The organism is Acidobacteriota bacterium, from assembly GCA_040754075.1.
In the GTDB taxonomy this organism is placed as follows: domain Bacteria; phylum Acidobacteriota; class Blastocatellia; order UBA7656; family UBA7656; genus JBFMDH01.
In genome coordinates this window covers 82,834-106,679 of record JBFMDH010000026.1, presented here as the reverse complement: position 1 = coordinate 106,679, position 23,846 = coordinate 82,834, and the positions used below count along the sequence as shown (strand labels likewise).

The window sequence follows — 23,846 nt, the reverse complement described above, 5'->3', positions numbered from 1 at the left end:
TGTTTTACACTGCTCGCGCATACACTCCGGCTTTTCATCGCGGGTCATTTCATTTCATAAACCATCATCGGGAGAATTCAATGAAACGTTTACCCGCAAAGGCTATTTTATCCGCGCCTCCTCAACAGCGGTTTAATCGTTACGGGCAAAAATTGATTTTAGGTTTATTCATCGTCGCCGGTTTTTGTTTGTTATTTTCCAATCGGCGCGTATCCGGCGATGACGGCTTAGACCAACAACTGCGCACCGTGCTTGCCAATCACAATTTTACCGGGCGCATTGAATCGACGCTTGAAGCGCGGCTCGGTCGTCCAATCAATCGCAAACTCGCCAACGTCGGCAACCTGCTTTATTACGACGCCATTCTCGGCATCAAAAAAGATAACGCCTGCGCCGCTTGCCATTCGCCGACCACCGGCTACGCCGATACCCAATCCATCGCCGTCGGCATAGACAGCAACGGCTGGGTCAGTCAACGCCGTTCGGGTCCGCGCAATCGTCGGCGTTCGCCTTCGACCTTAAACGCCGCTTTTTATCCGAAAGCCATGTGGAACGGGCGTTTTGAATCGCTATCGGGCGATCCCTTCGATAACCGCGCAGGTTTTAAAATGCCTGCGCCCGAAGGCATGAATTTGTCTTATTTTTCGCACCTGCTCGCAGCCCAAGCCTGTATGCCGGTGACCGACCGCGCCGAAATGGTCGGCTTCAAATTCGCCGGCGATAATTTTGCCATTCGCGAAGAACTCGCCAGCCGCGTCAACGCAATCAAACGCTACCGGAAATTATTCGGCAAAGCGCTGCCCGAAGTGCGCGACGGCGCGCCTATCACCTTCGATATGATTGCCAACGCGATTGCCGAATTTGAACTGACGCTGACCTATGCCAATGCGCCGATTGACCGTTTTGCGCGCGGCGAGGTGGCGGCAATGAGCGAGGATGAAAAACGCGGCGCGTTGCTGTTTTTCGGCAAAGCCAAATGCGTCGAATGTCACGCGGTTTCGGGCGCGACAAACGAGATGTTCAGCGATTTCGAGCCACACGCCATCGGCATTCCGCAACTTGTCCCTGAAATCACCAACGCCACTTTCGATGGCGCGGCAGCCAACGAAGATTATGGCTACGAACAGGTGACCGGCAATATCGCTGACCGTTATAAATTCCGCACCTCGCCTTTGCGCAACATTGCCGCGCAACCGACCTTCTTTCACAACGGCGCATTCACCAGCATCAAAGGGGCGATTCTTCACCATTTGAATGTATTCGCATCGGCACGCAACTACGACCCCGCCGCCGAAGGTCTGCCCAAAGATTTGCGCTACCTTGGTCCCATCGAACCGGTGCTCACACAGGTTGACCCGGTACTGGTTACGCCGATTGAACTCACCGATGAAGAGTTTCGCCAATTGCTTGCCTTCGTGCGCGACAGTTTGATGGATGAGCGCGCCAAATTCGCCAATCTCATCAAATCGAAACCCGACGCGGTGCCCAGCGGACTCAAACCTTTTTTCTATGAGTATCCGTGAGACTTTGTGGCGTTGAAGCGTATTTGAAAATAGCCGAGTAACGGTTTGGTTTATCGCTTGCGACTTCTATTCGTTCGGCGGGTAACTGCCACCAAGTCACCAATGACACCAGAGTTCACGAAAGGTCTTTATGTTGCCTGGTGACTTGGCGGCAAAGAAGTGGGTCGCCCGATTTGCAGAGCAGTTAGATAAATGCCAGGTGTTAAAAATGCCCGTTTTTATTGCGGTCTTCGCAAGCGGCGAATCAACGCGCGCCCAACGCCGATGATGCGTTCATTGGGTTCAAGCATACGCGGCCCATACTGCGTTAAAAGATAATCGGGCGCAGAAGCGATGCCGAGCCGCGTCTGACCGTCTTCTTCGATTAACACGATGTCTTCGGCTTCGGGTTCTTCGCCAAGCGCAATCAAAATAATATCGCCTTCAAGCAAACTACGCTCATACCAGGCGGTGTTGACCTCTACGCATTCATAATCGCCTTCAGCAATGTTCAACACGCGCACGGTGACATCTTCGTCATCGATGTAGAGTTGGCGGCGGCGATTTTCGCTGGCTTCCAGTGAATCATCAGCAGACATTTTTTAATTCTCCGAAAAAATTGGGGTGATTAATTCAATATGTGCAGGTAACATTCTGTCAACGGGGTTTGGTGATGAGTGTGCAGATTTGGCGCAATTTGGAAAATTTAATTCTGGTCGCAGGTCATGCGATTTACATTTCGGAAAATTCCGACAATCCGCAAGCTGACAGCAACTGGATTTTACAACCCTTTCAAACCGGCGAGCCGCCATTTTATATTGAACATATTCAATGCGGCGTTGAACTCGCAAGCCGCGACGCGCAAGCCTTGCTGGTTTTTTCCGGCGGGCAGACGCGCCATGAAGCCCACACAAAAAGCGAAGCCGAAAGTTATTTACGTTTAGCCGAACATTTCAACTGGTGGGAAAAAGTTGATTTAAAAGGGCGCGCGACCACCGAAGAGTATGCCCGTGATTCGTTTGAAAATCTGCTCTTTTCAATTTGCCGTTTCCGCCAGTGCGTGGGCAAATACCCGCAACACATCACCATCATCAGTTGGGCATTTAAAGCTCGACGGTTTGAGTTGCATCGCGAGGCTATCGGTTTTCCACTATCGCAATTCACCTTCATCGGGGCAAACAATCCGGTTGATTTAGCAAGCGCCGAACAGAATGAACAATCGGTTACTGCGGCTTTTTCGACCGACCCTTATGGCTACGGCGAATCAAAAGAAAATAATCTGCTTGGCGATAAACGACGCGCCCGCAATCCGTTCAATCGCGCGCACCCTTACGCTGAGACCTGCCCTGAACTGGCAGGACTTTTAACCCATCGCAAAACCGGTTTGTATGCGGGCGAGTTGCCCTGGTCGGCGCAAAAAAGCCTTCAAACCTAGGGTGTTTACTCTTCGCCCCAAGCCCGTCGAAGCCTGTGTTAATCAAACAAACTTGAGGCTTGAAGTAAGCGCCGTCATGCAGCTTTTTTAGCCGCAATCGCCTGATGGTTTGAAGGCTTTTCTGCAAAAGGCGTCGCGCCTTTCACATTCTGGTTCACCACTCGTCACTTCACAATAATCGTGCCCGCCATATCCTTGCCGCCGGTGTCGCCGTGAAAACCGCAGTGATAGGCGTATTTTCCGGCTTTTGTGAAAGTGAATTCAAAACTCTTATCCGCTGTGAGCACATCCGATTTGAACGCGCCGCTATCGGATTCGACGGTATGGCGTCCCTCTTTGTTATAGAAGACGACGGTTGTGCCTCGGGCTACGGTCAGAGTCTTCGGAGTGAAATTAAAATTGGTAATCGTGATGGTGACTTTTTTTCCCGCGCCTGCGGGCTTGGTTTTCGCCTCAACGGCAATCCACGAAACTGCACAAACGAATAAAGCGGCAATTAAAAACTTTTTCATTCTGGTTTAGCTCCTCCGAAATCTGAATTTCAATCAATGATTCTTCTGATTTACGGAAAAAAGGTCGGATGAGATTTCTCTCCGACCTTATTTATTTGAATTTTCATTGATTGACGGCGATGGCGCGAATCAATTCATTTACGCCTAGGGTGCCAATCAACATTGCCGAACCATTGACCAGGTTGATGCGATAAAATTTGGAAACCGCTTCACCCTGTAGGGTGAGTGCCGCAAAGCCCGCGTTGTCACAACCGAAAATGTCAAAGCCCGCGAGGTTCGTTGTATCCAAACCCAAACTGCCTACGGTATTCAGCGTTCCATTGTTGGGCGGGTTTTGAATCAACAGCGCATCCAATTCCGAATCGATGTTATAAAGCGTTGTCGTCGTCGTCCCGGCAAAATTGTTAGCATAAGCTGAAGCGACAATGTTGGGGTTTCTCGCCGCATTCACATCCGTACTGGCAAAGGCGAGCGTGCCATCAACGGCTGCCACATCGCCGGTGTCGGGTTGCAATCTGAGGTTCTGGTCAGCGTCACTGGTCACACGAATACGGTCGGGCACCGGATTGAAATCAAAACCGAATTCCGTCCCGGTCAACGCTGTACTGAAAGGCGCTATCGGTCTCGGGGTAACTTTCGTATTTTTGAGGTTGATGATGTAAACGGTTCCGGTGCTGCCGAGCGCATAGAGTTTGCCATTTGCCGGGCGAAAATCTATGCCCAGAATCGTTTCGCCGCTTTTCAGTCCCCTGATGCGTCTGAAACCGGTTATCGTCGTCGGGTCATCGGAATCAAAGGTCAACAAATTGTTATTCACCGTAACCGCAAAAACGGTTAAAGCGGCGCGCGGCGCAACGGTTATATCGCGTATCGTAACGCCATTGCCGATGCCGCCAACCAGCGTTGCCGCGCCCGATGTCAAATCAATCGTGTAAAGGTTTGAGGCGGTCGTTCCGGCAGGCGTTAAAGATGCAAAGGCTCTGGTGCTGCCGGCGGCAATGTCAAAACCGACGGCATCACCGGTATCCACGCCGAGATTGCCAACGGTCACCAAGGTGCCGTTATTCGGTGGGTTTTGAATCGCCAGCACATCCAAAGTCGAATCAATGGCATATAGTGTTGTCGTGGTCGCTCCGGCAAAATTATTGCTGTAGGCAACGGCAACCACATTGGGGTCAGCGCCGGCGTCGCGGTCAGTTGCGGCAAAGGCGAGATTGCCATCAACAATTGTGACTCCGGTATCGACATTGATGCGCAAATTCTGATTGGCATCGCTGACGACGCGCATTCTATCGGGCACCGGATTGAAATCAATGCCGAACGTCGTGCCGTTAATGCCGGTGTTCAACACGCCGGTCAATCGCGCAAAACCTGTGGTTGAGTCAATGATGTAAAGCCGGTTTTGATTGCTTAAAGCGTAAATCTCTTTAAGGGCGGGGCGATAATCGATTCCCAATAAAAATTCACCTGCAAGCAGTCCGGTGATTGGTGTGGTGGCGATGAGGGCACCGGGCACGTCACTATTAAAACGAATAAGATTATTGTCTGTGGTCAATCCGAAAATGGTTTCTCCGCAAACCGTCGCATTGCGCGGAATCGGTGGCGGCACGGTGGTTTGGGCATTAGTTAAAGAAAAGCTAACGGCGCTGAGAATCAGGCAGAGCAGGGTAATCGCGGTATATTTTTTCATTATGATAAAACTCCTAAAGCAGATTTTTTAGCCAGACCTATCCTTGAGACTGTTCGCCAGTCTGTTGATGAGTTATTCAGTTCCTATATTTTGAGATGTAATGTCGCTTCTGTTTTCTTTAAGCTCTTTCTTTAAATTTATGGTTGTTTTTAATTTTGAGTAATCACTCTTTCTGAACTACGCTTGCCTCGCAAAAACGGTTTTGTAAGGCATTTCAAAATTTGAAGTGCCTCGCACAGGTCTGTAGAATTTCTGTTTATGAAGCAGCCGTCGTATGTCAAGTTATTGGAATCGGGCGAACTCGCCGAGCGCGTCAAACAGTTGATGCAGATGCTCGAAAAATGTCGCGTCTGCCCGCGCGATTGCGATAACAATCGTCTGCAAGAGGAACTTGCCGCCTGTTACGCGGGACGCTTGCCGATTGTCTCTTCCTACACGCCGCACTTTGGCGAAGAACCGGCGCTCAGCGGCACACATGGCGCGGGCAATATTTTTCTGGGGCTTTGCAATCTGCGTTGTGTCTATTGTCAAAATTATCAAATCAGCCAGACCTTCAAAGAGCAGCACAAAAACGAGATTTCTTTTGAGCGGCTTGCAGAAATTTTTCTTGAACTCGAAGCGCGCGGCTGTCACAACATCAACTGGGTATCACCTACGCATTTTGCGCCGCAACTCGCACAATCTCTGCTGCTTGCCGCCCGGCGTGGTCTGCGTTTGCCGGTGGTTTACAATACCAATGCTTATGACGCGGTTGACGTGTTGAAACTTTTTGACGGCATCGTTGATATCTACCTTCCCGATTTGAAATACAGCGATAATCAGATGGGGCGCGAGTATTCAAAAGTAAATGAATACGTTGAACATTCACGCGCCGCGCTGAAAGAGATGTTTCGACAAACCGGCGATGAGTTGATTTATGACGAGAACGGCTTACTTAAACGCGGATTGGTGATTCGCCTGCTGGTTTTGCCCAATGACATTGCAGGAATTTACGAGTCGCTCAAATGGATACGCGAAGAACTGTCGCCCAAAGTCGCCGTCTCTTTAATGGCGCAATATTTTCCGACCAACAAAGTCACACTGGAACGCTATACATTGATTTCAAGAAAAATTCGCTGGAGCGAATGGCTCGAAGCCATCGACCATATGGAAACCCTCGGTATGGAAGAAGGCTGGTTGCAAGATTTTGCCAGCGCCGCCGAATATTACCGTCCCGATTTCGGAGATGCAAAAACGCCATTTAAAGATATTATTGATTTTCAGAATTCCTGAATCGGTGATAAGCTATAGTCACCATTAAGGTCTGCTTGTGAATGGTGAACGGATTGCTGAGTTACAATTTAGATAACCATAATAAAAAAACGGCAGCAACAACATTAAAAATTAAGTCCATCAACCGCCTCACACAAATTTAAATTAGAGACAACGAGCGATTTGCTCGATTGACAGCTATGGAAAAGTCACAATCAAGGTTGGGTAAAAATTTATTTCCTGTGAATGCAGAGGTCGAAAACTTCAAGGATTATTATCGTTTTTTCAATCTCTCTACGGATTTGCTTTGCATCGTCGGGTTTGACGGCGCATTCAAAAAAATCAATCCGGCGTTTGCCGATTTTCTCGGACTCGCGGTTGATGAAATTCACACCAAAAATTCGGCGGAATTCGTCCATCCCGAAGATTTGTCCAAGGTGCAAACCGAATTAAAACGCATGACCGAAGGCAATAATATCGTTTCGCTGGAGATTCGTTTCCTGTCACACGAAGGCTATCGCTGGATTTTATGGAGCGGGATGCCGTTTCCCGATGAAAATGTTTTTTATGCGGTTGGTAAAGACATCACAGATCACCGCCAGATGGAAGAGCAATTGCTCTTTCTCTCATTGGTTGATGAACTCACGGGTCTTTATAACCGGCGCGGCTTTGCCCTGCTTGCCGAAGAGGAGTTGAAACTGATGCGCCGCGCCGGTGGCAACACCTTGATTTTCTTTGCGGACATGGACAGGTTAAAACTCATCAACGATAACTACGGTCATCAGGAAGGCGATTTCGCCATCAAAAAAACCGCCGAGATTTTAAAACAAACGTTTCGCGAAGCCGATATCGTGGCGCGCACCGGCGGCGATGAATTTGTCGTTCTCACCGCCTATTCGATGCCCGAAAATATCGAATCCATCATCGCCCGTTTGCAATCCAAACTGGATGCTTACAATGCTGCCAGCAATCGCAGTTATATTCTGTCATTAAGCATTGGCGCAATCCCCGTCGATATTCACTCCCCCGATTCGATTGATGAATTGATTAATCGAGCCGACCAGTCAATGTACGAACAGAAACATCGCAAACAAACCTGCTCCGACGATGTAGATGAATCATTTATCCCAAGAATGCGAAAGCACGGTTGACCCTGTAAAATTCAATCAACCCCGCAATTTTTTCATTACGCTTTTGTGGTTATTTTTAATGCCGCATCACTGATGAAGGCTGTTCAATGTTGGCCTGGCTTACCGCGTTTTCTCCTCTGCCAGACTCTGATAGGCGTGGCGAAAAATCCGAAAGCCTCACGCAGGCGGTTTTCCACATAACGCTCATAAGAAAAATGCAATTTGGCTTTCGGGTTGCGCGTCGAGGTAAACAAAATAAACGTCGGCGGATTGACCGACGCCTGGGTAATGTACATCACGCGAACCGGATATTTGGCATTGGTCGTGGCTTTCGGTTGTTCAAGATTGGCTTCAAAAAAGCGATTGAGTTCCGAAGTCGGAATGCGTTGCCGCCGCGCCTCGAAAGCCTGACGCGCCAGCTCTAATAGTTTGGTCACTCGCTGCCCGCTTTTTGCCGAAATAAACACAATCGGCGCATAATCGGCGAATTTCATCATTTCGCGGATGCGATTTTCATATTGTTTGGTGGTGTAGTTGTCTTTCTCTACGGCGTCCCATTTATTCACTGCGATAATCAAACTGGCACCGGCTTCGTGCGCGTAACCGCAAATCGTGGCATCAAGCGCGGTCGGCCCTTCAACCGCATCAATCATCATCACCGCGACCTGTGCGCGTTCGAGATTTTTGCGCGCCATAATCACCGAGAGTTTTTCCGCCACCAGTTCGGTTTTGCCTTTGCGACGAATGCCCGCCGTGTCAATCAATTTAAATTTCGTGCCGTCGTATTCAATCTCCGTATCGACAGCATCGCGGGTGGTTCCCGGTATCGGCGAAACGATGACGCGCTCTTCACCGGTCAGGCGATTAATGAGCGAAGATTTGCCGACATTGGGACGCCCGACGATGGCAAGGGTCAACTCTTCGGGCTTTTCATCGACCGCTTCCGGCGCAGGCAGCAGTTCCATCGCCGCATCGAGCATATCGCCGATGCCATTGCCGTGTTCAGCCGACACCGGAAAGACCGCTGTAAATCCCCATTGTTCAAATTCCAGCGCATCGGCTTCGACCCGTTGCGAATCTACTTTGTTCGCCGCCACGAACACCGGCTTATCGGTCGAACGCGCCAGTTCCGCGAGTTCTTCATCAAGGGGCGTAATGCCTGCGCGGGCATCGGTGACCAGCATAATCAACGACGCTTCATCAAGCGCGGCGCGCGCCTGGGTCAAAATATTTGCCGGAATCAAATCTTTATCATCGGGAATAATGCCGCCGGTATCAACCAGCCGAAATTCACGCCCGCTCCATTCGACGCGCCCATAAATCCGGTCGCGGGTGATGCCCGGTTCATCGCCGACAATCGAACGCCGCGAGCCGGTCAGGCGATTGAATAACGTCGATTTGCCGACATTCGGGCGACCGAGGATGACGACCGTGGGCAAAGCCCTTTTTTCGGGGCTGACGGTTTCAGGCGCTAGTTCAGCAGCATTTTGTGCTTCAAGGTTTTCCATGTCCATTTTCCTTTTCTATCGAACATTGAATGTTGCCTGTGGATGGCGGCTTTTACAAGCAAGCCTTGGCAAAGTAAGATTCGCGTGATGCCGTTTGCCAAACTCAAGTCTGCATTTGCTAAATCCAAAACTCGCGCGGCGCATCTGGCGCTTGGCGAAATGGGCGAACGTCTGGCGCTTGAGTTTTTAAAAGTGAACGAAGGTTTTGAAATCGTCGCCACCAATTTCCGCGTGCCACTCGGTCGCAGTTTGCGCGGGCAAAAAATCACCGGCGAAATCGACATCGTCGCTTACGATGAAGACACGCTCGTTTTCATTGAAGTTAAAACCCGTTCATCGGATGAACTGTTTGCGCCCGAACGCGCCGTTGATTTACGCAAGCAACGACAAATCGCCCGCGCTGCCCGTCGTTTTCGTCAGTTGATGAAAGTGATGGACGTGCCCCATCGTTACGATGTGGTCACCGTGGTTCCTCAAAAGACCGGGAATAAAATTGACCTCTTGCGCGGTTATTTTGATGAAAGCGTGTTTTTGCGTGGCAAATATTTTAGTGAATAGTCCGGCAAGTCTAGGCGGTTCGCTACGCTCACAGTCCGGCTAGACTCGCTAGACTCGCTAGACTACACTGTATTGAGGAGTTTTGAGAAAATCTCCAGCCTGTGCCAAGAGTGATTCAACCATCGTTGGAGGAATTATGAATTCATTGCAATATCTGCGCGTGGCGGTCGTCGCGCTTTTGGTTTTCGCTTTGCTTGCAGCCGCTTCGTTTTCAAATGTATCGGCACAAAGCGGACGCCAGCCCAATAAAAAGAGTGACGTAGAGAAGAAGACCGACGCGCAAAAGCGTGACGAAAAATCGAAAGCAGGCGACAAGACGCAACCCGATGAACAAGACCCCCTGCCGCCGATTCCCAAAAATCAGAAAGATGAACCGGCGTTGAAATTGTCAACTCAGGTGGTCGGCATTCAAGTGAGCGTCATTGATAAAAAAACCGGGCGTTTGATTCCCGGTCTGGCGAAGAAAAATTTCGGCATTTATGAAGATGGCGTCAAACAGGAAGTGACCAACTTTTCCTCTGGCGATGGTCCCGCAACGGTTGTCTTGTTATTGGATAACAATTTTAGAAATCGTTATTTTACCAACTATTTTGATCCCACTTTCGCGCAGGAAATTTTTCAATCCGCAGCCGGTTTCATTCAACTGTTTATTAAACCGCAGGATTTTGCTGCCGTTGTAACCTTCAGCATGCGCCCGAAAGTCATTCAGGATTTCACCAACGATTCGCAAAGACTTTACGCGGCGATTATGTCCGCCTATCGCGACACCTTGAATTTCAGCGAATCGAATATGTATGACGGGATTTCGTTTGCCCTTTTGGGCGGCAAAGCCTATCAGCTTTATGCCGAAAACGCCGGTGAACAGGAATACGGGGGCTTGCAGGAGGTCGAAGGCAACACGGCAATCGTTTTGATTACCCTGGGCATTGATACTTTCAGCAAACTGACTTTCGATAAAGCCTTGAAGATTGCTTCAAACGGCGGGGTGCCGATTTATACCGTCGGGGTTGGCAATCTGTTCTTCAAGAAATATGAACACCGTTTACCGGACGAAACCCGGCTCACCTTTTTACAAGCCTTCAATCAATTGCGCGCTTTTGCAGAACGCACCGGCGGCTCATATTTCGAGATGACCTTCGAGAGCCAAATCCCGCAAATCATGCGCGCCATCGAAGCCTTGGTTCGCAATCAATATGATGTCGGCTACGTGCCGACCAACACGCGACGCGAGGGCAAAGAGCGCAAAATCAAAATCGAAGTTGACATAGATGGCGACGGTCAACCCGATAACAACAAGGTTGAATTACGCTATCGCAATCGCTATTACGAACCCGACGACAGACCAAAAACGAAGTAGGCAGTAAGCAGTAGGCGGTAGGCAGTTTTCTGTTCTACTGCCTACTGCCCGCTGCCTTCTGCCTACTAGCTAATGACCAATTCCCAACTTGAATCCATCTTCAATGAAGCCTTAAAGCTTTACGTAAAAAAAGAGCCACTGCCGGAACTCACCGCCGAGTTTTATCGCTATACGGGGCTTTCTTCGACGATTCGCCTGCGGCAAGGCAGGGTGTTTGCGCGGGTATCGGATATTTTGCAGGAAGCGCCTGCGGAAATTCTTTTCGCGCTTGCCTGCATTCTCATTGCCAAACTCTATCGCCGCAAAGTCTCGCCCGAACACCAGGCAACCTATCGCACGTATATTGCGAATCCTTTGATTATGGATGCGTCGGAAAGTTTGCGCCGCGAACGTGGTCGTAAACTTACCACTTCGCCGCAAGGTCACGTCTATGATTTATGCGCCATGTTTGATGAGTTGAACGCCAGATATTTTGCAGGCAGGTTGCCGAAGCCCACACTGTCGTGGAGTCAGCGCCCAGCCCGACGCATTCTCGGTCATCACGACAATACGCATAACACCATCATCATCAGCCGCGCGCTCGATACGCCACGCACGCCACGCACAGTTGTTGAATTCGTTCTCTATCATGAAATGCTCCACATCAAACATGAGCGGCAAACCGTAAACGGGCGCAAGGTGATTCACAGCCGCGAATTCCGATTGGATGAAATGCGCTTTGACAAATTTCACGAAGCCAAAAACTGGCTCGAACAGATTGCCACGCCGGTTCGTCGAAGGCGGCGCAGGAAACCGGCGCGTTAATTTTTTCAGCACAACGTTCTTGCGTGCAAAGCGCGCCGCTCCATATAATCACCTCAACCGGGCACATAATCCATTAGCGTAGACTGATTTCACACCGCACAGGAGTTTTCCGAAATGAACCGAGCGTTTTTTGAACCGAGTGAGCCTTCGCTTCTCGATGACCGGAAGACTTTTCGCAAACTCGAATTGAACTTTCGCAAAAATCGCCAGCAAGACAACACACCCGCGATGGATAAACTCGCAGAGGAATTCTGTTACGAAGATTGCGCCAATCAATATTGGAATCCCGAACAATTTTCTCTGCTCTACGGCACGCCGCTCTGGGACGGCGCAACCGCAGCGCAGCGCGTCAAACTCAATCAAATTTACTGGGCGGCTTATTACTCGCAAATTATTTCCGCCGAAATCGCGACGATTTTTTTCAATCAAACGAGCGCCGCAGGGCTTTATGCCCTCGAAGATTTTCGCATCGTTTGCGATACGCTCGACCTTGAAACCATGCAGGAACGCGCCCACATCAACGCTTTCAAAAAAATCGGCGAACAATTTGAAGAAAAGGTTTTCGGCAAGCGATTGTTCACTTATGCGATGCGCGGACCCTTCGTTGAAACCATGATTCATCATCAGACGAACCGCCTGAAAGAATTCTGGCGATGGATTCAACTCAATGCCTTTACTCTGCTTTCGTCGGGCAATGCGTTTATCGGTTGCCAGTATTTTGCTGTGCGCGGGGTGCGGACATTAAATGGCAAACTGATTCAACATCAACTCAGTCAGTTCTACTCAAAAAATGCGGACAAGGAAAATGCGCCGATTCCTGCAAAAATCAGCTATCACCATTTCCTTGATGAATCATTTCATTTCAACAGTTCGACGGTGATTTCACATGATGTTTTGCAATCTCTGAAAAACCCGACGAAGTTTGAAGCCTGGGTTGCCAATCGCGCGCTCAGTGGTTCGCAACATGACCATTATCATTTTTCGACAGCGATTAACGGATTGTTCTGGTACGACCCGGCGCTGTTCGGCAAAGTCTATAAAATTTTGCGTTCGCCGATTTTTGATATGAATGACCGGGAAGCGCGACAGATGATGACCAGGTGTTTTACCCAAGAAAATGACGGTCTGCACCTCAGCGCCCGCAGTCGACAGATAGCGATGGATTCGTATTGCGAATATCTCGCCGACCTTGAATACGTGAATGGCGAAAACAAAGAGATGCGCATTATGCGCCGCAATGCGATTGACAAACATTTGCAAACCAATCGCCGCGAACTTAAAAAGTTTTTCTTGAAGTTGGACGGCTGACTTGATAGCGTGCGAACTCCGACAAAGCCATCCTCCAAAGGAGAACCTCCATCAATGTGCGACCATCAGGAAAATTCCGCCAAACCATTAAGCAGAAGAAAAGTTTTATGCGGGCTTGCCACTGCCGGTTTGAGCCTGCCTTTACTCGAATTGCAAGCTTTCGCTCAAAAGTCCCGCCCCATAGCGCAAAAAACTAATCCGGGTTTGCAAACCATGCTCAGTGCCGCAGAAGCTTTTCTCAATCTGTTGAACGCTGATTTGCAACGTAAAGCGATTTTTCCGCTGGGCAGCGATGAACAATTCAGGTGGCATTACATTCCGACTGCCATCAATGCCTTGCCACCCGCGATTCGACAAAACGCGCACGAGCGAAACGGCGTCAGTATTCAAGAAATGAACAGCGAACAGCGGCTTGCCGCGCACACTTTGTTGCGCAGCGCCTTGAGCACACAGGGCTATCTCAAAGCCACTTCCATTATGTATCTCGAAGAAGTGCTCAGAGAGATTGAATCGACACTGGAGACCGCACCGTTTCTTTCGGCGCGAAATTCCGAGCTTTATTTCTTCGCCGTGTTCGGCACGCCTGCAAAAGATAAGCCCTGGGGTTGGCGCGTCGAAGGTCATCACCTGTCGCTACATTTCTCCTGGGTTTCCAATGAATTGGTCATCGCCATGCCTGCGTTTATGGGAACCAACCCGGCAATTGTTCGTCACGGCACGCATAAAGGTTCGCGCATTCTTGCCGCCGAAGAAGAGTTGGCGCGAGAATTTTTGCAAAGCCTCACCTCTCAACAGACTTCGCAAGTCATCATCGAAGCCATAGCGCCGCAAGACATCATCACCAGGAACGGCCGCAAGGCAACTATTGGTTTGCCGGTCGGACTTGCGGCTTCGCGAATGAATGGCAGGCAGCGCGGAATGCTCATGCGTTTGATTGGCGAGTATGTCGGCAACTTCAATCCGGCGCTCGCCGAGATGCAGCTAAAAAAGATAGAACAGGTCGGCATTGAAAAAATTCACTTTGCGTGGGCGGGCAGCACCGAACGCGGCAAAGCGCATTACTATCGCATTCACAGCCCGAAATGGCTCATCGAATACGACAACACGCAAAATAATGCGAATCACATTCACACGGTTTGTCGTGACCTCGAAAATGATTTCGGTGGGGATGCGCTTCGCCGCCATTACGAAAAAGGCGGGCATCACAGTTGATTGTCGCCGGTTAATCCGGGTTGCGAGTTCATTGAAATGCGCCGGAGGCGCGGATGTGTGGGTTGCCTTCGCCATTGTGCCCTGAAAGATTTGGCTGGCTCATGAATCTGTGGCTTTATCACAGGCTAATCTCCTTTGCCCCTTTGGGGCACTCGGCAACTCGCAATTTGGATTACTTAATCGGCGAACATCCATTGACTATCACATGAATTCGGAAAATGAAAAATATGTCATCTCTTTTGTGCCCGCTACGCATCGGCCTGTACGACTTAAACGCGGCGCGATTTTGTCCGAGCATTTAACAATTGAAAATTCGCCCGTCCTGTTTGGCTGTCGCACAGGCATTTGCGGAACCTGTTTGAGCGAAATCCTCTCACAGACCAACGGCGAACTAGCCGAACCGATGGATGATGAAAAGGAATTGCTCGAGATTATCGCGCCCGACAATCCGCGCGCGCGGCTCATTTGTCAGATTGCGATTTGCGCCGACCTTACCATTCATTATCTGGGAAAGAGTTGATTGGACAGGGATAGACCAGATAAACAGGATAAGCCAAACCATCCTGTTTATCCTGTTCATCCCTGTTTGAATTTTTATGAACCTGAAAGATTTCTGGTACATCGTCGCCGAGTCGAAAGCGTTAACGCGCGATAAGGTTATTGCGGCGCGCGTGCTGGGTGAATGGTTGGCATTGTTTCGCGATGAATCGGGAAATGCGGTCGCATTGGAAGATCGCTGTTTACACAGATGCGCGAGGTTATCGAAACGCAAAGCGCGCGAAGGCAAATTGCAATGCAGCTATCACGGCTGGACTTATAACGGTAAAGGTTCTGTTATTCACGTTCCCAGCGAAGGCGAAAAGCCGAAACCGAAACACGCGGCGCGTACTTTTCAAGTTTGTGAAATAGATGACTATATTTATGCGCGGCTCAGCGATTCGCGAGATGAAAGCCTCGCGCCGTTTCGCATCCCCTTTTACAAAACCAACGGTTGGGCGGCGATTCGTTTGCAAAATCTATTCAAAAACAATGTGACCAATTGCGCAGAAAATTTCGTCGATATTCCGCACACCGCTTTCGTGCATCCGAAAATTTTTCGCGTCACCAAAAACGAACGGCTCACGGCAACCGTGGAGAGAAAAAACGGCAGCGTCAAAGTCGACTATCGCGGCGAACGCGCCAATTTAGGCATTTTTTCGTGGTTTTTGAATGCCACGGGAAAAGAAATCCAGCACACCGATTCATTTTTTATGCCCAATGTGACGAGCGTCGATTACATTTTCAGTGACCGCAGGCGTTTTATCATCACCTCGCAAGCGATTCCGATTGGCGAAGACGAAACCCTGGTCTATACCGATTTGACTTATAATTACGGTGTGTGGAACCGGCTGGCAAAACCGATTATTCGTCGCCAGGCGCAAACCATTATCAATCAGGATATTGAAATTCTCGGCGAGCAAATGGAGGTCATTAAAAAGTTCGGGGCGCAGTTTTCAAACACCGAAGCGGATGTCATTCACGTTTTGATAGAATCGATTCGCGATGCTTTAGCGCGCGGCGAAGACCCGCGCCAGTTGCCCGATAAAACCATTGAAATCGAATTCTGGGTTTGAGGTTTATGATGGTCTTCGCAACATTTTTGATTCTCGCGGCGCTGACGCTTTTGGTTGGTGAGTCGCGGCGCAGTGCGCTCAGTCGCAAGGGCGAAGACTGGGCGCTTGATGCGGCGGGGTTAATCATTCAGGGCATCGTGATTCCAATACTGCAAACCACCTTGATTTATGGGCTTTTTGCCATGCTTTTGCCGCAACTCAAAGGCACACTCGATGTTCATCCGGCGCTGGCTTTCGTTTTGAATTTCATTGGCGTCGATTATCTCTATTACTGGAATCATCGCCTGCTGCATTCAACAACGTTTTGGGATACGCACGCCGTGCATCACACGGCAAAGCAGATGGATTTATTCATCACGTCGAGAAATACGCTGTGGTCGTCGCTTTTGATTGTTTACGTCTGGGTGAACGGGCTTTTGATTTTTCTGTTAAAAGACCCGCGCCTGTTTATTCTGGCAATTTCATTGACCGCAAGCCTTGATTTGTGGCGACACACATCGTTTACCTTCAAGCCGCAATCGCGCTGGCATGGGTTATTCGCGTTGGTGTTGATTACCCCCAATGAACACGCCTGGCATCACAGCCGCACAAAAGCGAATAAAAATTTCGGCGCCAATCTATCAATATGGGACCGGTTGCACGGAACCTATTTTAGTCCCACGCAACTTCCCGAAACTTTCGGCATCGCGTCGGATTTGAATCTGACGCGCAAATTATTTTTCCCGTTCACACCCGGAAAGGTTGCAAATTAAGATGACGCTCCTGGGTCGAATCATCTCATTCTATCCGACGTTTATTCTGCTGCTGGCGTTTACCGATGTCTGTTGGTTCGGCTACCAACCGTCGGTCATTCAACCCGTAGTGTTTCTCATCATCATCTATATCGTGCCGCCGGTGTCTTTGAGAATTCATCAGGCGATTTTTCCTATCAAAGAAACTCGCAGCAATTTAGCCAAACGCCACTATTCGGCATGGTGGGGCGCACATCAAATTCAAGTGCTCTACATCGCTGTGCCGCATCTTGAAGCGTTGCTGAGAATCATTCCCGGAGCCTATAGCGCCTGGCTCAGACTTTGCGGCAGCAAGGTCGGACGCAAGGTTTACTGGACTCCGAATATTGAAATCACTGACCGTTCAATGCTTGAAATCGGCGACCGCGTGGTGTTCGGTCATCAATGCAAACTGCTCGGACATGCGATCACTCCGAAAGGCTCGGCAATGATTTTATTCGTTCGCAAAATCAAAATCGGCAATGATGTTTTCGTTGGCGCGGGCAGCCGCATAGGGCTTGGCGCAGAAATCGCCGATGGCGTTTTTTTGCCGGTGCTCACAGACGTTTTCATGAATCAAAAGATTGAAACCTCGCCGGTCGAAAAAAATTCCTTGATGCAGGCAGTCGCCAATTCGCAAAAATCGTGATGTTGAAATTGCTACGCTCCATCATCAAACCTTTCTTGCATTCACACCTCTCACGTTTCAAAAACGCCTTGCAACATCCTGAAAGCGCCCAAACGCAAGTGCTCGAAAAAATCGTTGCCGCTTTCGCGCAAACCCAGTATGGGCGCTCACTCAACATTCGCGCGACTGACGACTATCAAAATTTTGCCGCAAAAACGCCGCTGGTGACTTACGATGATTTGAGTGAATGGCTCACGCGACAACGACAGAGCGAAAAAAATATTCTGGTTGCTGAACCCGTTCGGTTTTATGAAAAGACTTCGGGCAGCGCTGCTGCCGCGAAACTTATTCCCTACACCCAAAGTTTGAAAAACTCGTTCAACCGCATGTTTTTTATCTGGCTCGCGGATTTGCTCGATAATTTGCCGGGACTTCAATGCGGCAAAACTTTCATCAGCATTTCACCGGCATTTCAGCAAAACGAATCCACCGAACAAGACAAGCGTGTAGGTCTTGCAGATGACGCCGAATACCTCAATCGTTGCGCGCAAGCCTTACTCAAACCGTTTCTGGTTTTGCCACCGGCAATCAAACGATTGCAGGAGCCGATGAATTTCAAACACGCGCTGGCGCTCACTTTACTTGCCGAAGCGCGACTTGAAATCATTTCCATCTGGAACCCGTCATTTTTTGAAATCATTCTCGATTACCTTGAGTCGAACACGGAAAGGTTGACTCACGATTTGCGACGCGGAGCAGTAACGCTTGAAGGCGTTGAATTCACGCTTAAACCGGCAAGCGATGCGCGGCTTGCGCTGCTCAAAAAAACGCCGATTTTATGGGATGAAATCTGGCGCGAGGTAAAATTGATTTCCTGTTGGACGAGCGCCCAAGCCAAACCCGCATCGCTGCGGCTTGCCGCAAAATTTCCCGATGCTTTTATGCAAGGCAAAGGCTTGCTTGCCACGGAAGCGCCGATGACTTTGCCGCTCATCGAAGCACATGGTTTCGCGCCGCTCTTAACCGAAGTTTTTTTTGAATTCCTCGATGAACGAAATCAAATCAAACGTTTGCACGAACTCGAAATCGGAAGCGAATATGCAATCATCCTGACGCAACAAGGCGGATTGTATCGCTATCTTATCGGTGACCGCGTGCGGGTGACGGGAATTTATCAGGCGACACCGTGTTTGGAATTTGTTGGCAGAACCGCAGAGGTTTGCGACCTCGTCGGTGAAAAACTCAATGCGCAATTTGTCGGCGAATGCTTTGCGCGATTATCGACGAGAAGCGATTTTCAAATCTTAATGCCGGTGATGAATCCTTCACCCCATTATTTATTGGTGGTTGATAAGCTCACGACCAATGCAACTGTTTTACAAACTGAATTGGACACCTCACTCCAGGAGGCTTTTCATTACCGCCAGGCGCGAATGCTCGGACAACTTGGAGGCGTTCAAGTTTTAGAAGCGCCGCGCGCGCGCGACATTTACTTTACTTATTATCTGGGCAAAGGGCAGAAATTTGGCGATATTAAACCGCGACATCTGATCAGTGATTTGAACGATGCGACAAAACTTCGATTAAGCTTCAAATGAAATTTGAACCATCAACTGCGACGGGAAAATATTTGGCGGGTTTGGTGACTCGGCGGTCTATTCAAATCATCGCGCACGCCGAAGCGGTGAATGGGTCAAAGACTTTTGCGCGTTCGAGCCGTTCAATAATAACCTCTTCATAACGTGCCGCGCGAATGAATGATTTTAAGGTTTCAATACGTTTTGCGGTTTCTTGTTCACAACTCAACTCATTAAAGATTTGCGTTTTCTGTGCTGTCGATAAATGACCTTTAATTTGCTCTATTTGCGCGACCACCATTTGCGGACCCACCTGCACCATGCGGAAAAAACCGATGAGGATTTCACTGATGGTTTCCAGGTGCTTTGCTGTAAGCCGCTTTTCATTAAAGAGAATCAACCCGCTGCCGTGATGTCGCGCTTCATCTTTTAAAATCTGCTCGAAAATTTGCCTAAGCCTCGCGTCACAGCAATTTTTCATCAGCAGGTTGTAGTGATTGATGCCCCAGCCTTCCAGAATAATTTGCACAATATAGGTGAGCGTCGTTTTATCTTCGCGTCGCAGGATTTCAGCAAGCATTTGAATGAACGGATTATGCAGATAGTTTTCAATGGCTTTCTGATTTACGAATTGCGCAATCCAACTGAAATGCATGGTTTCATCGGCAGCAAATAAATTGTAGAGCATCTTTTCCTCAACGCTTTCGGCAAGCAAAGACATTTTCGGCGCGAAATACATTCCGCATTTTTCGATGTAGTAAGCCTCCGCCAAAACGTTCGCCGAGCAACCTTGCAAAATCTCCTGGCGCTCATCGTCGGTCGATTGGTTGAAGAGCGCAACCTGATCAAGCCCGAAATGTGACGCCGACCAACAGCTTTTTTCTGAAGCCTCTTTAACCGCTTGAAAGTTCGCTTTGTTTTTTAACGCCGACGCCAGAATCGCATTCAGGCTCTCGCGTTCCTCAGTCACGGGTGCATCAAGGTGAGTATCAATTTGAATTTTCGCTTCAGCCATTTTGGGTTTGTTGATTCTCTCGTTTATCCACGCAAAATTTGCGACTCCTGAAAGCGACTACAGGAGCCTCTTTCAAGGCAATCAAGTCATTATTGTCTTTCCATGTTGCAAATGATGTTTCTATTTTTTTGTCGAATAGATTTTGTCATAGACCGATGAAAAGACGACGGTCTGGATTTTTTCCGGCAAGAGGCGCTTTGCCGCATAAACACTTTTGGCATCTTTTCCACAGCGCACCCGCATCGGCATTTTATTCATTCTTGCGAGCCGCATTACCGCATCAATTACGGGACGCGGCGAGGTGCCCGCACCCGATGCGCGTTTTTCGCGAAAGCCCATGTACGCCCTGGTTTGTTCACGATACACCGAATGTTCATCGAAACTCTTTTCGCCCCACGCCTGTTTTTCGATGAAGTTGGTACGAAAGCCGCCGGGTTCGACAATCGCGACCTGCACACCATGCGGTTTGAGTTCGTGATACAGCCCTTCGGAAAACCCTTCGATGGCAAATTTACTGGCGCAATACATTACCGCCAGCGGCATCCCGGTAATCCCTAAAACCGAAGATAGATTGATAATGCGCCCCTTTGCGCTTCGCAGGTGCGGCAACAGTTTTTGCGTGAGCAGCGCCAGTCCGAAAAAATTGACCTCCATCTGGTGGCGAATTTGCGCTTCGGATAAATCTTCAATCGCGCCGAACAGTCCGTAACCGGCATTGTTAATCAAACAATCGAGTCTGCCATTGAAATGTTTGGCGATGAATGCAAATGCCCCAGCGCGTTCCGCTTCATCGGTGACATCAAGCGAAAGCAGAAACAACCGTTCGGCATGGTCAACCAGTTCATCTTTGAACAGTTCCGTGCGCGCTTTTGCCTGTCGCATGGTCGCCAGCACTGTCCAACCGGCGCGTAAAAATTCCGGCACCAGCAATCGTCCGAACCCTGAAGAACATCCCGTAATCAAAACCGTTTTATTATTCATGGCTTTCGTTTCCGCATTAATTCATCACCATTCATCGCCAATCACCCGTCACTTCTTAATACTTTGGATTTTTTGAAGCCGAAAATTTTGCCGAGCGGCTTTAACAAACAATCAACCGTGAAAGCTTTCAACGCATATTGAAACGGCATCCACACGGTCATTCGCGCCAGACAAGCGAGTTCGACGCCGTGTGTCCATTGGGGATTTTTGCTCTGGAAAAAAGCGATTTTGGGATTGGCTTCCATAAGCAATGGTGAAATGTTTGCCACACCGCTTTTCAATTGCCCGCCATTATTTTCCGGGTAAATCAATCCTGTTTGCGCGTCGTATCCATTCGGATATAGCAGCGAATAAAACGCATCCATCAACGCTTTTTTATCCGCAGGCATTTCGACATCAAAGCGCGGGTAGTACTGGCTGAAATTATTCGCCATCATCAGGTAAGTTTTATAACCTTTGGTAATCAACAACCAGTAAAGCGGCACAAAGGGGTTGCGCAATTTTTCCTTGAACAGATAGCCGAGGAAGGCTTTGCCAAGCGCGCGCTGTCCCCAGAACGATTTTTCAATGACGGTGTCGCCGCTGAAAATGCCTTGCCAGATTTTCCCCTGCTGATTGACGGTCACCTTCATTAATGTTGAAAAGCCTTGAATCTGTTTTTGTCGTTCATCATATAAGAGAATCACCGCATCTTTTTTCATCAGGTCATGGAGAAATTGTTCGCGGCTCACGCCGTCATAATACTTCTGCATCAACTCAAACATTCGGACTTTATGGGCAAGCGTCAACTCCGTGACGGGTACAATGCGGGCTTTAAGCTTCGCTTTGAAATCCGCAGTTGAATCTTGATGGTTCATTTTGCTTCTCGCTCAAGAAAATTTTGTGCCCGGACCTTGGCGACAACTTTGAGATGCCCGCTGTCGGGCTTTGCCTCTTGCAAAGGCAAGCCCCAATCAATGGTCGTTTGTCGCTCTGCGTGTTGAATGAACTGAATGATCGACGAATCGGCTTTAATCGGCGCGCGCAAATTGAATTTGATGGTCTTGAAAATCAAGGTGTCGCCTTTAGCAAAATAAGCGCCCACCACATTAGTCAACGCCAGCAAGCTCAGGCTGAACAATTTGCCGAACACGCCTCGACGTTTTTTGGTCAGCAGAATGGTTTGTCCTTCGCTTCGCCCGTCTCTGGTTGGTCTCAAGGCAAACATAATATGGAAATGCAAAAAATCCGGGCCCAAGGTGACGGTGCCGGTGTTGGCGAAAAAATAGCAGAGGTCATAGGTGAGACGCTGGCGATAAAACCGCCTGAGAAACCTTGTCCACCAGTGCGTCGCGGGAATCTCCGTAGTGTTGAGAAATTTAATGGCGCTTTTGGAAAGAATCGTCGGTTCGAGGTGCAAATTCACCGGCAGCTTATGCACCGAGTTGAAATGTTGCGCATCGATGGCATTAATCATCATGACATTCGGATGACAATCTTTGACGAAGCGATTGGCGAGCAGAAAATCGCATTCGGTGTTTTCCAGTTCCGGCACAAAGGGCAATTTATGCGAAGGCGCGCGCCCTGCCCATAACCAGATGAGTCCATACTTTTCTTCAACCTGCCAGGTTTGAATTCGGGGTACGAATGCACACTCTTGTTGACAAGGGATTTCCGCGCATTGTCCGTTGGCGTCAAATTTCCAGTAATGAAACAGGCAGCGAATCGTTTCGCCTTCGACTTTGCCTTCTGCCAGGTGCGCCCCCATGTGCGGGCAATAGGCATCCATTGCAATCACCTGTCCATTCTCGCTTCTAAATAACACCAACTCGCGCCCGAAAAAATTGAATGCCCGCGCGCCTTTGCGTTTCAGCCAGCGCGAAGGCATAGCCCAATACCACCCTTCAATAATTTTTTCGTGATTGTTGAAGACGCGCGTGTTGGTCACGGTCATTTGCTCGTTTGAAAGATTGATCACAAGCCCGGATGTGTAGGCTTAGTCTCTCACAGTTCTTCCAGGCTTACAACAGCGAAATGGTTTCCAAATTCCGGTTTTTATTACTCATCAGTTTCCAGCGAGTAAACTATACCGTGTAGTTTTAACATACGGGGTATGCCATTTCCTACATAGCTCAGGGCATTCAAGCTTTGTCATCTATTTATACACTACTCCTATGTTGTGAAATATTAGAGATTACCGGCGCGCTAATTTCTTTCAGGATTCGGCATCGTAATTGCTGGCTTAAACAGCTCATGCACAAATCAAAATTAAACTGGAGGGCAAATCCATGACCAGAACACATCGCATCATCGCAATTTCATTAGTAGCAGCATTATTACTTACAGGGTTTGCGATAGGCAGACTCACTCAATCATCAAATACCAGCGCCGCCGAAACCACAGAACCGGTTGCCAGTAATGTTCCGGCAACTACCACCCCTGTAAATGAAGCACCCGCCGCCGAGACTGCCGGTAAAGAACGCGATTTTTACCTGAGCGATTTTAAAGTCGGATACACCGATGGGTTTAACGCCGGCGTTGAAGGACAGACAGGAACCGTCGCTGAAACTTCGCGTGAGGGTTATAACGACGGTTATAAAGAAGGTTATGCCGATGGCGTGCAAACTCAAGCGAAAAGCGAAACGCCTGGGGTCAGGGTTGCTTCAGCCGGACGTGAGCGTGTGGTCTATCGAAGCGTTGACCGCCCGGTTTATCGCACGACTTATGTTGCACCGCGTAAACGCGGTTCAAAATTGAAAACCGCATTGACGATTGCCGCACCGGCAGCGATTGGCGCAGGCATCGGTGCCATGTTTGCCGGTAAGAAAGGCGCAGGCATCGGCGCCTTGCTCGGTGGCGGCGGCGGCGCGATTTATCATTTGAGGAAGAACCGCAACCGCGATTAACTTTTCATCATTTATCTTTGAACTCTTCAAGGCTCGGCATCGCCGGGCCTTTTTTTTTATGCAGCATCTTTTACCCTTAAATCTGATTTAACTTCATAATTATTTTCACT

Annotated in this window: 23 protein-coding genes; 15 read left to right on the top strand and 8 right to left on the bottom strand. The window is 49.1% G+C overall.

Translation table 11 applies throughout. The annotated features are described in order from the left end of the window. The first annotated feature begins 80 nt into the window (after window positions 1–80). Entirely contained in the window at window positions 81–1,523 is a 1,443-nt protein-coding gene (locus tag AB1757_23325; GenBank protein ID MEW6129986.1) for a cytochrome c peroxidase, read from the top strand. Window positions 1,524–1,741: 218 nt separating this feature from the next. Here the strand turns inward: AB1757_23325 and AB1757_23320 are convergent, their stop codons facing one another. Further along, window positions 1,742–2,101, bottom strand: coding sequence for a hypothetical protein (locus AB1757_23320; GenBank protein ID MEW6129985.1), 360 nt, complete (start codon window positions 2,099–2,101; stop codon window positions 1,742–1,744). A 74-nt stretch (window positions 2,102–2,175) separates the two neighbouring features. Between AB1757_23320 and AB1757_23315 the strand changes: the two genes are divergently transcribed. After that, window positions 2,176–2,937: an ElyC/SanA/YdcF family protein gene (locus AB1757_23315; protein MEW6129984.1), complete on the top strand. Its 762-nt coding sequence runs from the start codon at window positions 2,176–2,178 to the stop codon at window positions 2,935–2,937. A 164-nt stretch (window positions 2,938–3,101) separates the two neighbouring features. On the opposite strand, the gene AB1757_23310 is transcribed toward AB1757_23315, so the two are convergent. Beyond that, window positions 3,102–3,449: a cupredoxin domain-containing protein gene (locus tag AB1757_23310; GenBank protein MEW6129983.1), complete on the bottom strand. Its 348-nt coding sequence runs from the start codon at window positions 3,447–3,449 to the stop codon at window positions 3,102–3,104. 103 nt (window positions 3,450–3,552) lie between these two features. Beyond that, window positions 3,553–5,139, bottom strand: coding sequence for a DUF4394 domain-containing protein (locus tag AB1757_23305; protein ID MEW6129982.1), 1,587 nt, complete (start codon window positions 5,137–5,139; stop codon window positions 3,553–3,555). Window positions 5,140–5,397: 258 nt separating this feature from the next. Here AB1757_23305 and AB1757_23300 point away from each other — a divergent pair, with 258 nt between their 5' ends. Both AB1757_23300 and AB1757_23295 read left to right on the top strand, forming a co-directional pair. Next, window positions 5,398–6,411 carry a radical SAM protein gene (locus AB1757_23300; protein ID MEW6129981.1) on the top strand — a complete coding sequence of 338 codons (1,014 nt, stop codon included), beginning with the start codon at window positions 5,398–5,400 and terminating at the stop codon, window positions 6,409–6,411. A 179-nt stretch (window positions 6,412–6,590) separates the two neighbouring features. Next, the gene (locus AB1757_23295) at window positions 6,591–7,541 is read left to right on the top strand and encodes a sensor domain-containing diguanylate cyclase (GenBank protein MEW6129980.1); all 951 of its coding nucleotides are present in this window, start codon (window positions 6,591–6,593) and stop codon (window positions 7,539–7,541) included. An 83-nt stretch (window positions 7,542–7,624) separates the two neighbouring features. On the opposite strand, the gene der is transcribed toward AB1757_23295, so the two are convergent. After that, window positions 7,625–9,028 carry a ribosome biogenesis GTPase Der gene (gene der / locus AB1757_23290; GenBank protein MEW6129979.1) on the bottom strand — a complete coding sequence of 468 codons (1,404 nt, stop codon included), beginning with the start codon at window positions 9,026–9,028 and terminating at the stop codon, window positions 7,625–7,627. 42 nt (window positions 9,029–9,070) lie between these two features. On the opposite strand from der, the gene AB1757_23285 reads away from it, so the two are divergent. The 10 genes from AB1757_23285 (at window position 9,071) to AB1757_23240 (ending at window position 18,876) form a co-directional block, all read left to right on the top strand. Further along, a complete protein-coding gene (locus tag AB1757_23285) occupies window positions 9,071–9,586 on the top strand; it encodes a YraN family protein (protein ID MEW6129978.1) in 516 nt (171 codons plus the stop codon). A gap of 136 nt (window positions 9,587–9,722) precedes the next feature. Continuing rightward, the gene (locus AB1757_23280) at window positions 9,723–10,943 is read left to right on the top strand and encodes a VWA domain-containing protein (protein ID MEW6129977.1); all 1,221 of its coding nucleotides are present in this window, start codon (window positions 9,723–9,725) and stop codon (window positions 10,941–10,943) included. Window positions 10,944–11,015: 72 nt separating this feature from the next. Then, complete coding sequence (locus AB1757_23275) at window positions 11,016–11,747, top strand: SprT-like domain-containing protein (protein ID MEW6129976.1); 732 nt, start codon at window positions 11,016–11,018, stop codon at window positions 11,745–11,747. A gap of 114 nt (window positions 11,748–11,861) precedes the next feature. After that, window positions 11,862–13,055 (top strand): P-aminobenzoate N-oxygenase AurF, encoded by a 1,194-nt coding sequence (locus AB1757_23270; GenBank protein ID MEW6129975.1) that lies wholly within the window; start codon window positions 11,862–11,864, stop codon window positions 13,053–13,055. A gap of 54 nt (window positions 13,056–13,109) precedes the next feature. Then, window positions 13,110–14,267 carry a DUF3500 domain-containing protein gene (locus AB1757_23265; protein MEW6129974.1) on the top strand — a complete coding sequence of 386 codons (1,158 nt, stop codon included), beginning with the start codon at window positions 13,110–13,112 and terminating at the stop codon, window positions 14,265–14,267. Window positions 14,268–14,472: 205 nt separating this feature from the next. Then, window positions 14,473–14,787 carry a 2Fe-2S iron-sulfur cluster-binding protein gene (locus AB1757_23260; protein MEW6129973.1) on the top strand — a complete coding sequence of 105 codons (315 nt, stop codon included), beginning with the start codon at window positions 14,473–14,475 and terminating at the stop codon, window positions 14,785–14,787. 76 nt (window positions 14,788–14,863) lie between these two features. Further along, window positions 14,864–15,880, top strand: a complete 1,017-nt coding sequence (locus tag AB1757_23255; protein MEW6129972.1) for an aromatic ring-hydroxylating dioxygenase subunit alpha — start codon at window positions 14,864–14,866, stop codon at window positions 15,878–15,880. A gap of 5 nt (window positions 15,881–15,885) precedes the next feature. Continuing rightward, entirely contained in the window at window positions 15,886–16,632 is a 747-nt protein-coding gene (locus AB1757_23250) for a sterol desaturase family protein (protein MEW6129971.1), read from the top strand. Between the two features lies 1 nt (window position 16,633). Next, window positions 16,634–17,299: an acyl transferase gene (locus tag AB1757_23245; protein MEW6129970.1), complete on the top strand. Its 666-nt coding sequence runs from the start codon at window positions 16,634–16,636 to the stop codon at window positions 17,297–17,299. Then, window positions 17,299–18,876: a GH3 auxin-responsive promoter family protein gene (locus AB1757_23240; protein ID MEW6129969.1), complete on the top strand. Its 1,578-nt coding sequence runs from the start codon at window positions 17,299–17,301 to the stop codon at window positions 18,874–18,876. The genes AB1757_23245 and AB1757_23240 overlap by 1 nt, the downstream gene beginning before the upstream one ends. Window positions 18,877–18,937: 61 nt before the next feature. Here AB1757_23240 and AB1757_23235 read toward each other — a convergent pair whose 3' ends face one another. The 4 genes from AB1757_23235 to AB1757_23220 all read right to left on the bottom strand — a co-directional run bounded on the left by AB1757_23235 (window position 18,938) and on the right by AB1757_23220 (window position 22,784). Continuing rightward, complete coding sequence (locus AB1757_23235) at window positions 18,938–19,870, bottom strand: ferritin-like domain-containing protein (GenBank protein MEW6129968.1); 933 nt, start codon at window positions 19,868–19,870, stop codon at window positions 18,938–18,940. Between the two features lie 120 nt (window positions 19,871–19,990). Then, the gene (locus AB1757_23230; protein ID MEW6129967.1) at window positions 19,991–20,851 is read right to left on the bottom strand and encodes an SDR family oxidoreductase; all 861 of its coding nucleotides are present in this window, start codon (window positions 20,849–20,851) and stop codon (window positions 19,991–19,993) included. Between the two features lie 41 nt (window positions 20,852–20,892). Next, window positions 20,893–21,708 (bottom strand): hypothetical protein, encoded by an 816-nt coding sequence (locus AB1757_23225; protein ID MEW6129966.1) that lies wholly within the window; start codon window positions 21,706–21,708, stop codon window positions 20,893–20,895. Then, window positions 21,705–22,784 carry an aromatic ring-hydroxylating dioxygenase subunit alpha gene (locus AB1757_23220; protein ID MEW6129965.1) on the bottom strand — a complete coding sequence of 360 codons (1,080 nt, stop codon included), beginning with the start codon at window positions 22,782–22,784 and terminating at the stop codon, window positions 21,705–21,707. Before AB1757_23220 ends, AB1757_23225 begins: the two co-directional genes overlap by 4 nt. A gap of 334 nt (window positions 22,785–23,118) precedes the next feature. On the opposite strand from AB1757_23220, the gene AB1757_23215 reads away from it, so the two are divergent. Beyond that, window positions 23,119–23,736, top strand: coding sequence for a hypothetical protein (locus tag AB1757_23215; protein ID MEW6129964.1), 618 nt, complete (start codon window positions 23,119–23,121; stop codon window positions 23,734–23,736). Window positions 23,737–23,846: the final 110 nt, after the last annotated feature.

Excerpts from the sequence above, each read along its gene's own strand:
- AB1757_23250 (MEW6129971.1), top strand. The coding sequence starts at position 15,886 with ATGATGGTCTTCGCAACATTTTTGATTCTCGCGGCGCTGACGCTTTTG.
- AB1757_23245 (MEW6129970.1), top strand. The coding sequence starts at position 16,634 with ATGACGCTCCTGGGTCGAATCATCTCATTCTATCCGACGTTTATTCTG.
- AB1757_23260 (MEW6129973.1), top strand. The coding sequence starts at position 14,473 with ATGAATTCGGAAAATGAAAAATATGTCATCTCTTTTGTGCCCGCTACG.
- AB1757_23300 (MEW6129981.1), top strand. The coding sequence starts at position 5,398 with ATGAAGCAGCCGTCGTATGTCAAGTTATTGGAATCGGGCGAACTCGCC.
- AB1757_23320 (MEW6129985.1), bottom strand. The coding sequence starts at position 2,101 with ATGTCTGCTGATGATTCACTGGAAGCCAGCGAAAATCGCCGCCGCCAA.
- AB1757_23295 (MEW6129980.1), top strand. The coding sequence starts at position 6,591 with ATGGAAAAGTCACAATCAAGGTTGGGTAAAAATTTATTTCCTGTGAAT.
- AB1757_23325 (MEW6129986.1), top strand. The coding sequence starts at position 81 with ATGAAACGTTTACCCGCAAAGGCTATTTTATCCGCGCCTCCTCAACAG.
- AB1757_23230 (MEW6129967.1), bottom strand. The coding sequence starts at position 20,851 with ATGAATAATAAAACGGTTTTGATTACGGGATGTTCTTCAGGGTTCGGA.
- AB1757_23310 (MEW6129983.1), bottom strand. The coding sequence starts at position 3,449 with ATGAAAAAGTTTTTAATTGCCGCTTTATTCGTTTGTGCAGTTTCGTGG.
- AB1757_23220 (MEW6129965.1), bottom strand. The coding sequence starts at position 22,784 with ATGACCGTGACCAACACGCGCGTCTTCAACAATCACGAAAAAATTATT.
- AB1757_23255 (MEW6129972.1), top strand. The coding sequence starts at position 14,864 with ATGAACCTGAAAGATTTCTGGTACATCGTCGCCGAGTCGAAAGCGTTA.
- AB1757_23270 (MEW6129975.1), top strand. The coding sequence starts at position 11,862 with ATGAACCGAGCGTTTTTTGAACCGAGTGAGCCTTCGCTTCTCGATGAC.
- AB1757_23240 (MEW6129969.1), top strand. The coding sequence starts at position 17,299 with ATGTTGAAATTGCTACGCTCCATCATCAAACCTTTCTTGCATTCACAC.
- AB1757_23275 (MEW6129976.1), top strand. The coding sequence starts at position 11,016 with ATGACCAATTCCCAACTTGAATCCATCTTCAATGAAGCCTTAAAGCTT.
- AB1757_23315 (MEW6129984.1), top strand. The coding sequence starts at position 2,176 with ATGAGTGTGCAGATTTGGCGCAATTTGGAAAATTTAATTCTGGTCGCA.
- AB1757_23285 (MEW6129978.1), top strand. The coding sequence starts at position 9,071 with ATGGCGGCTTTTACAAGCAAGCCTTGGCAAAGTAAGATTCGCGTGATG.
- AB1757_23265 (MEW6129974.1), top strand. The coding sequence starts at position 13,110 with ATGTGCGACCATCAGGAAAATTCCGCCAAACCATTAAGCAGAAGAAAA.
- AB1757_23305 (MEW6129982.1), bottom strand. The coding sequence starts at position 5,139 with ATGAAAAAATATACCGCGATTACCCTGCTCTGCCTGATTCTCAGCGCC.
- AB1757_23225 (MEW6129966.1), bottom strand. The coding sequence starts at position 21,708 with ATGAACCATCAAGATTCAACTGCGGATTTCAAAGCGAAGCTTAAAGCC.
- AB1757_23235 (MEW6129968.1), bottom strand. The coding sequence starts at position 19,870 with ATGGCTGAAGCGAAAATTCAAATTGATACTCACCTTGATGCACCCGTG.
- AB1757_23215 (MEW6129964.1), top strand. The coding sequence starts at position 23,119 with ATGACCAGAACACATCGCATCATCGCAATTTCATTAGTAGCAGCATTA.
- AB1757_23280 (MEW6129977.1), top strand. The coding sequence starts at position 9,723 with ATGAATTCATTGCAATATCTGCGCGTGGCGGTCGTCGCGCTTTTGGTT.
- der (MEW6129979.1), bottom strand. The coding sequence starts at position 9,028 with ATGGAAAACCTTGAAGCACAAAATGCTGCTGAACTAGCGCCTGAAACC.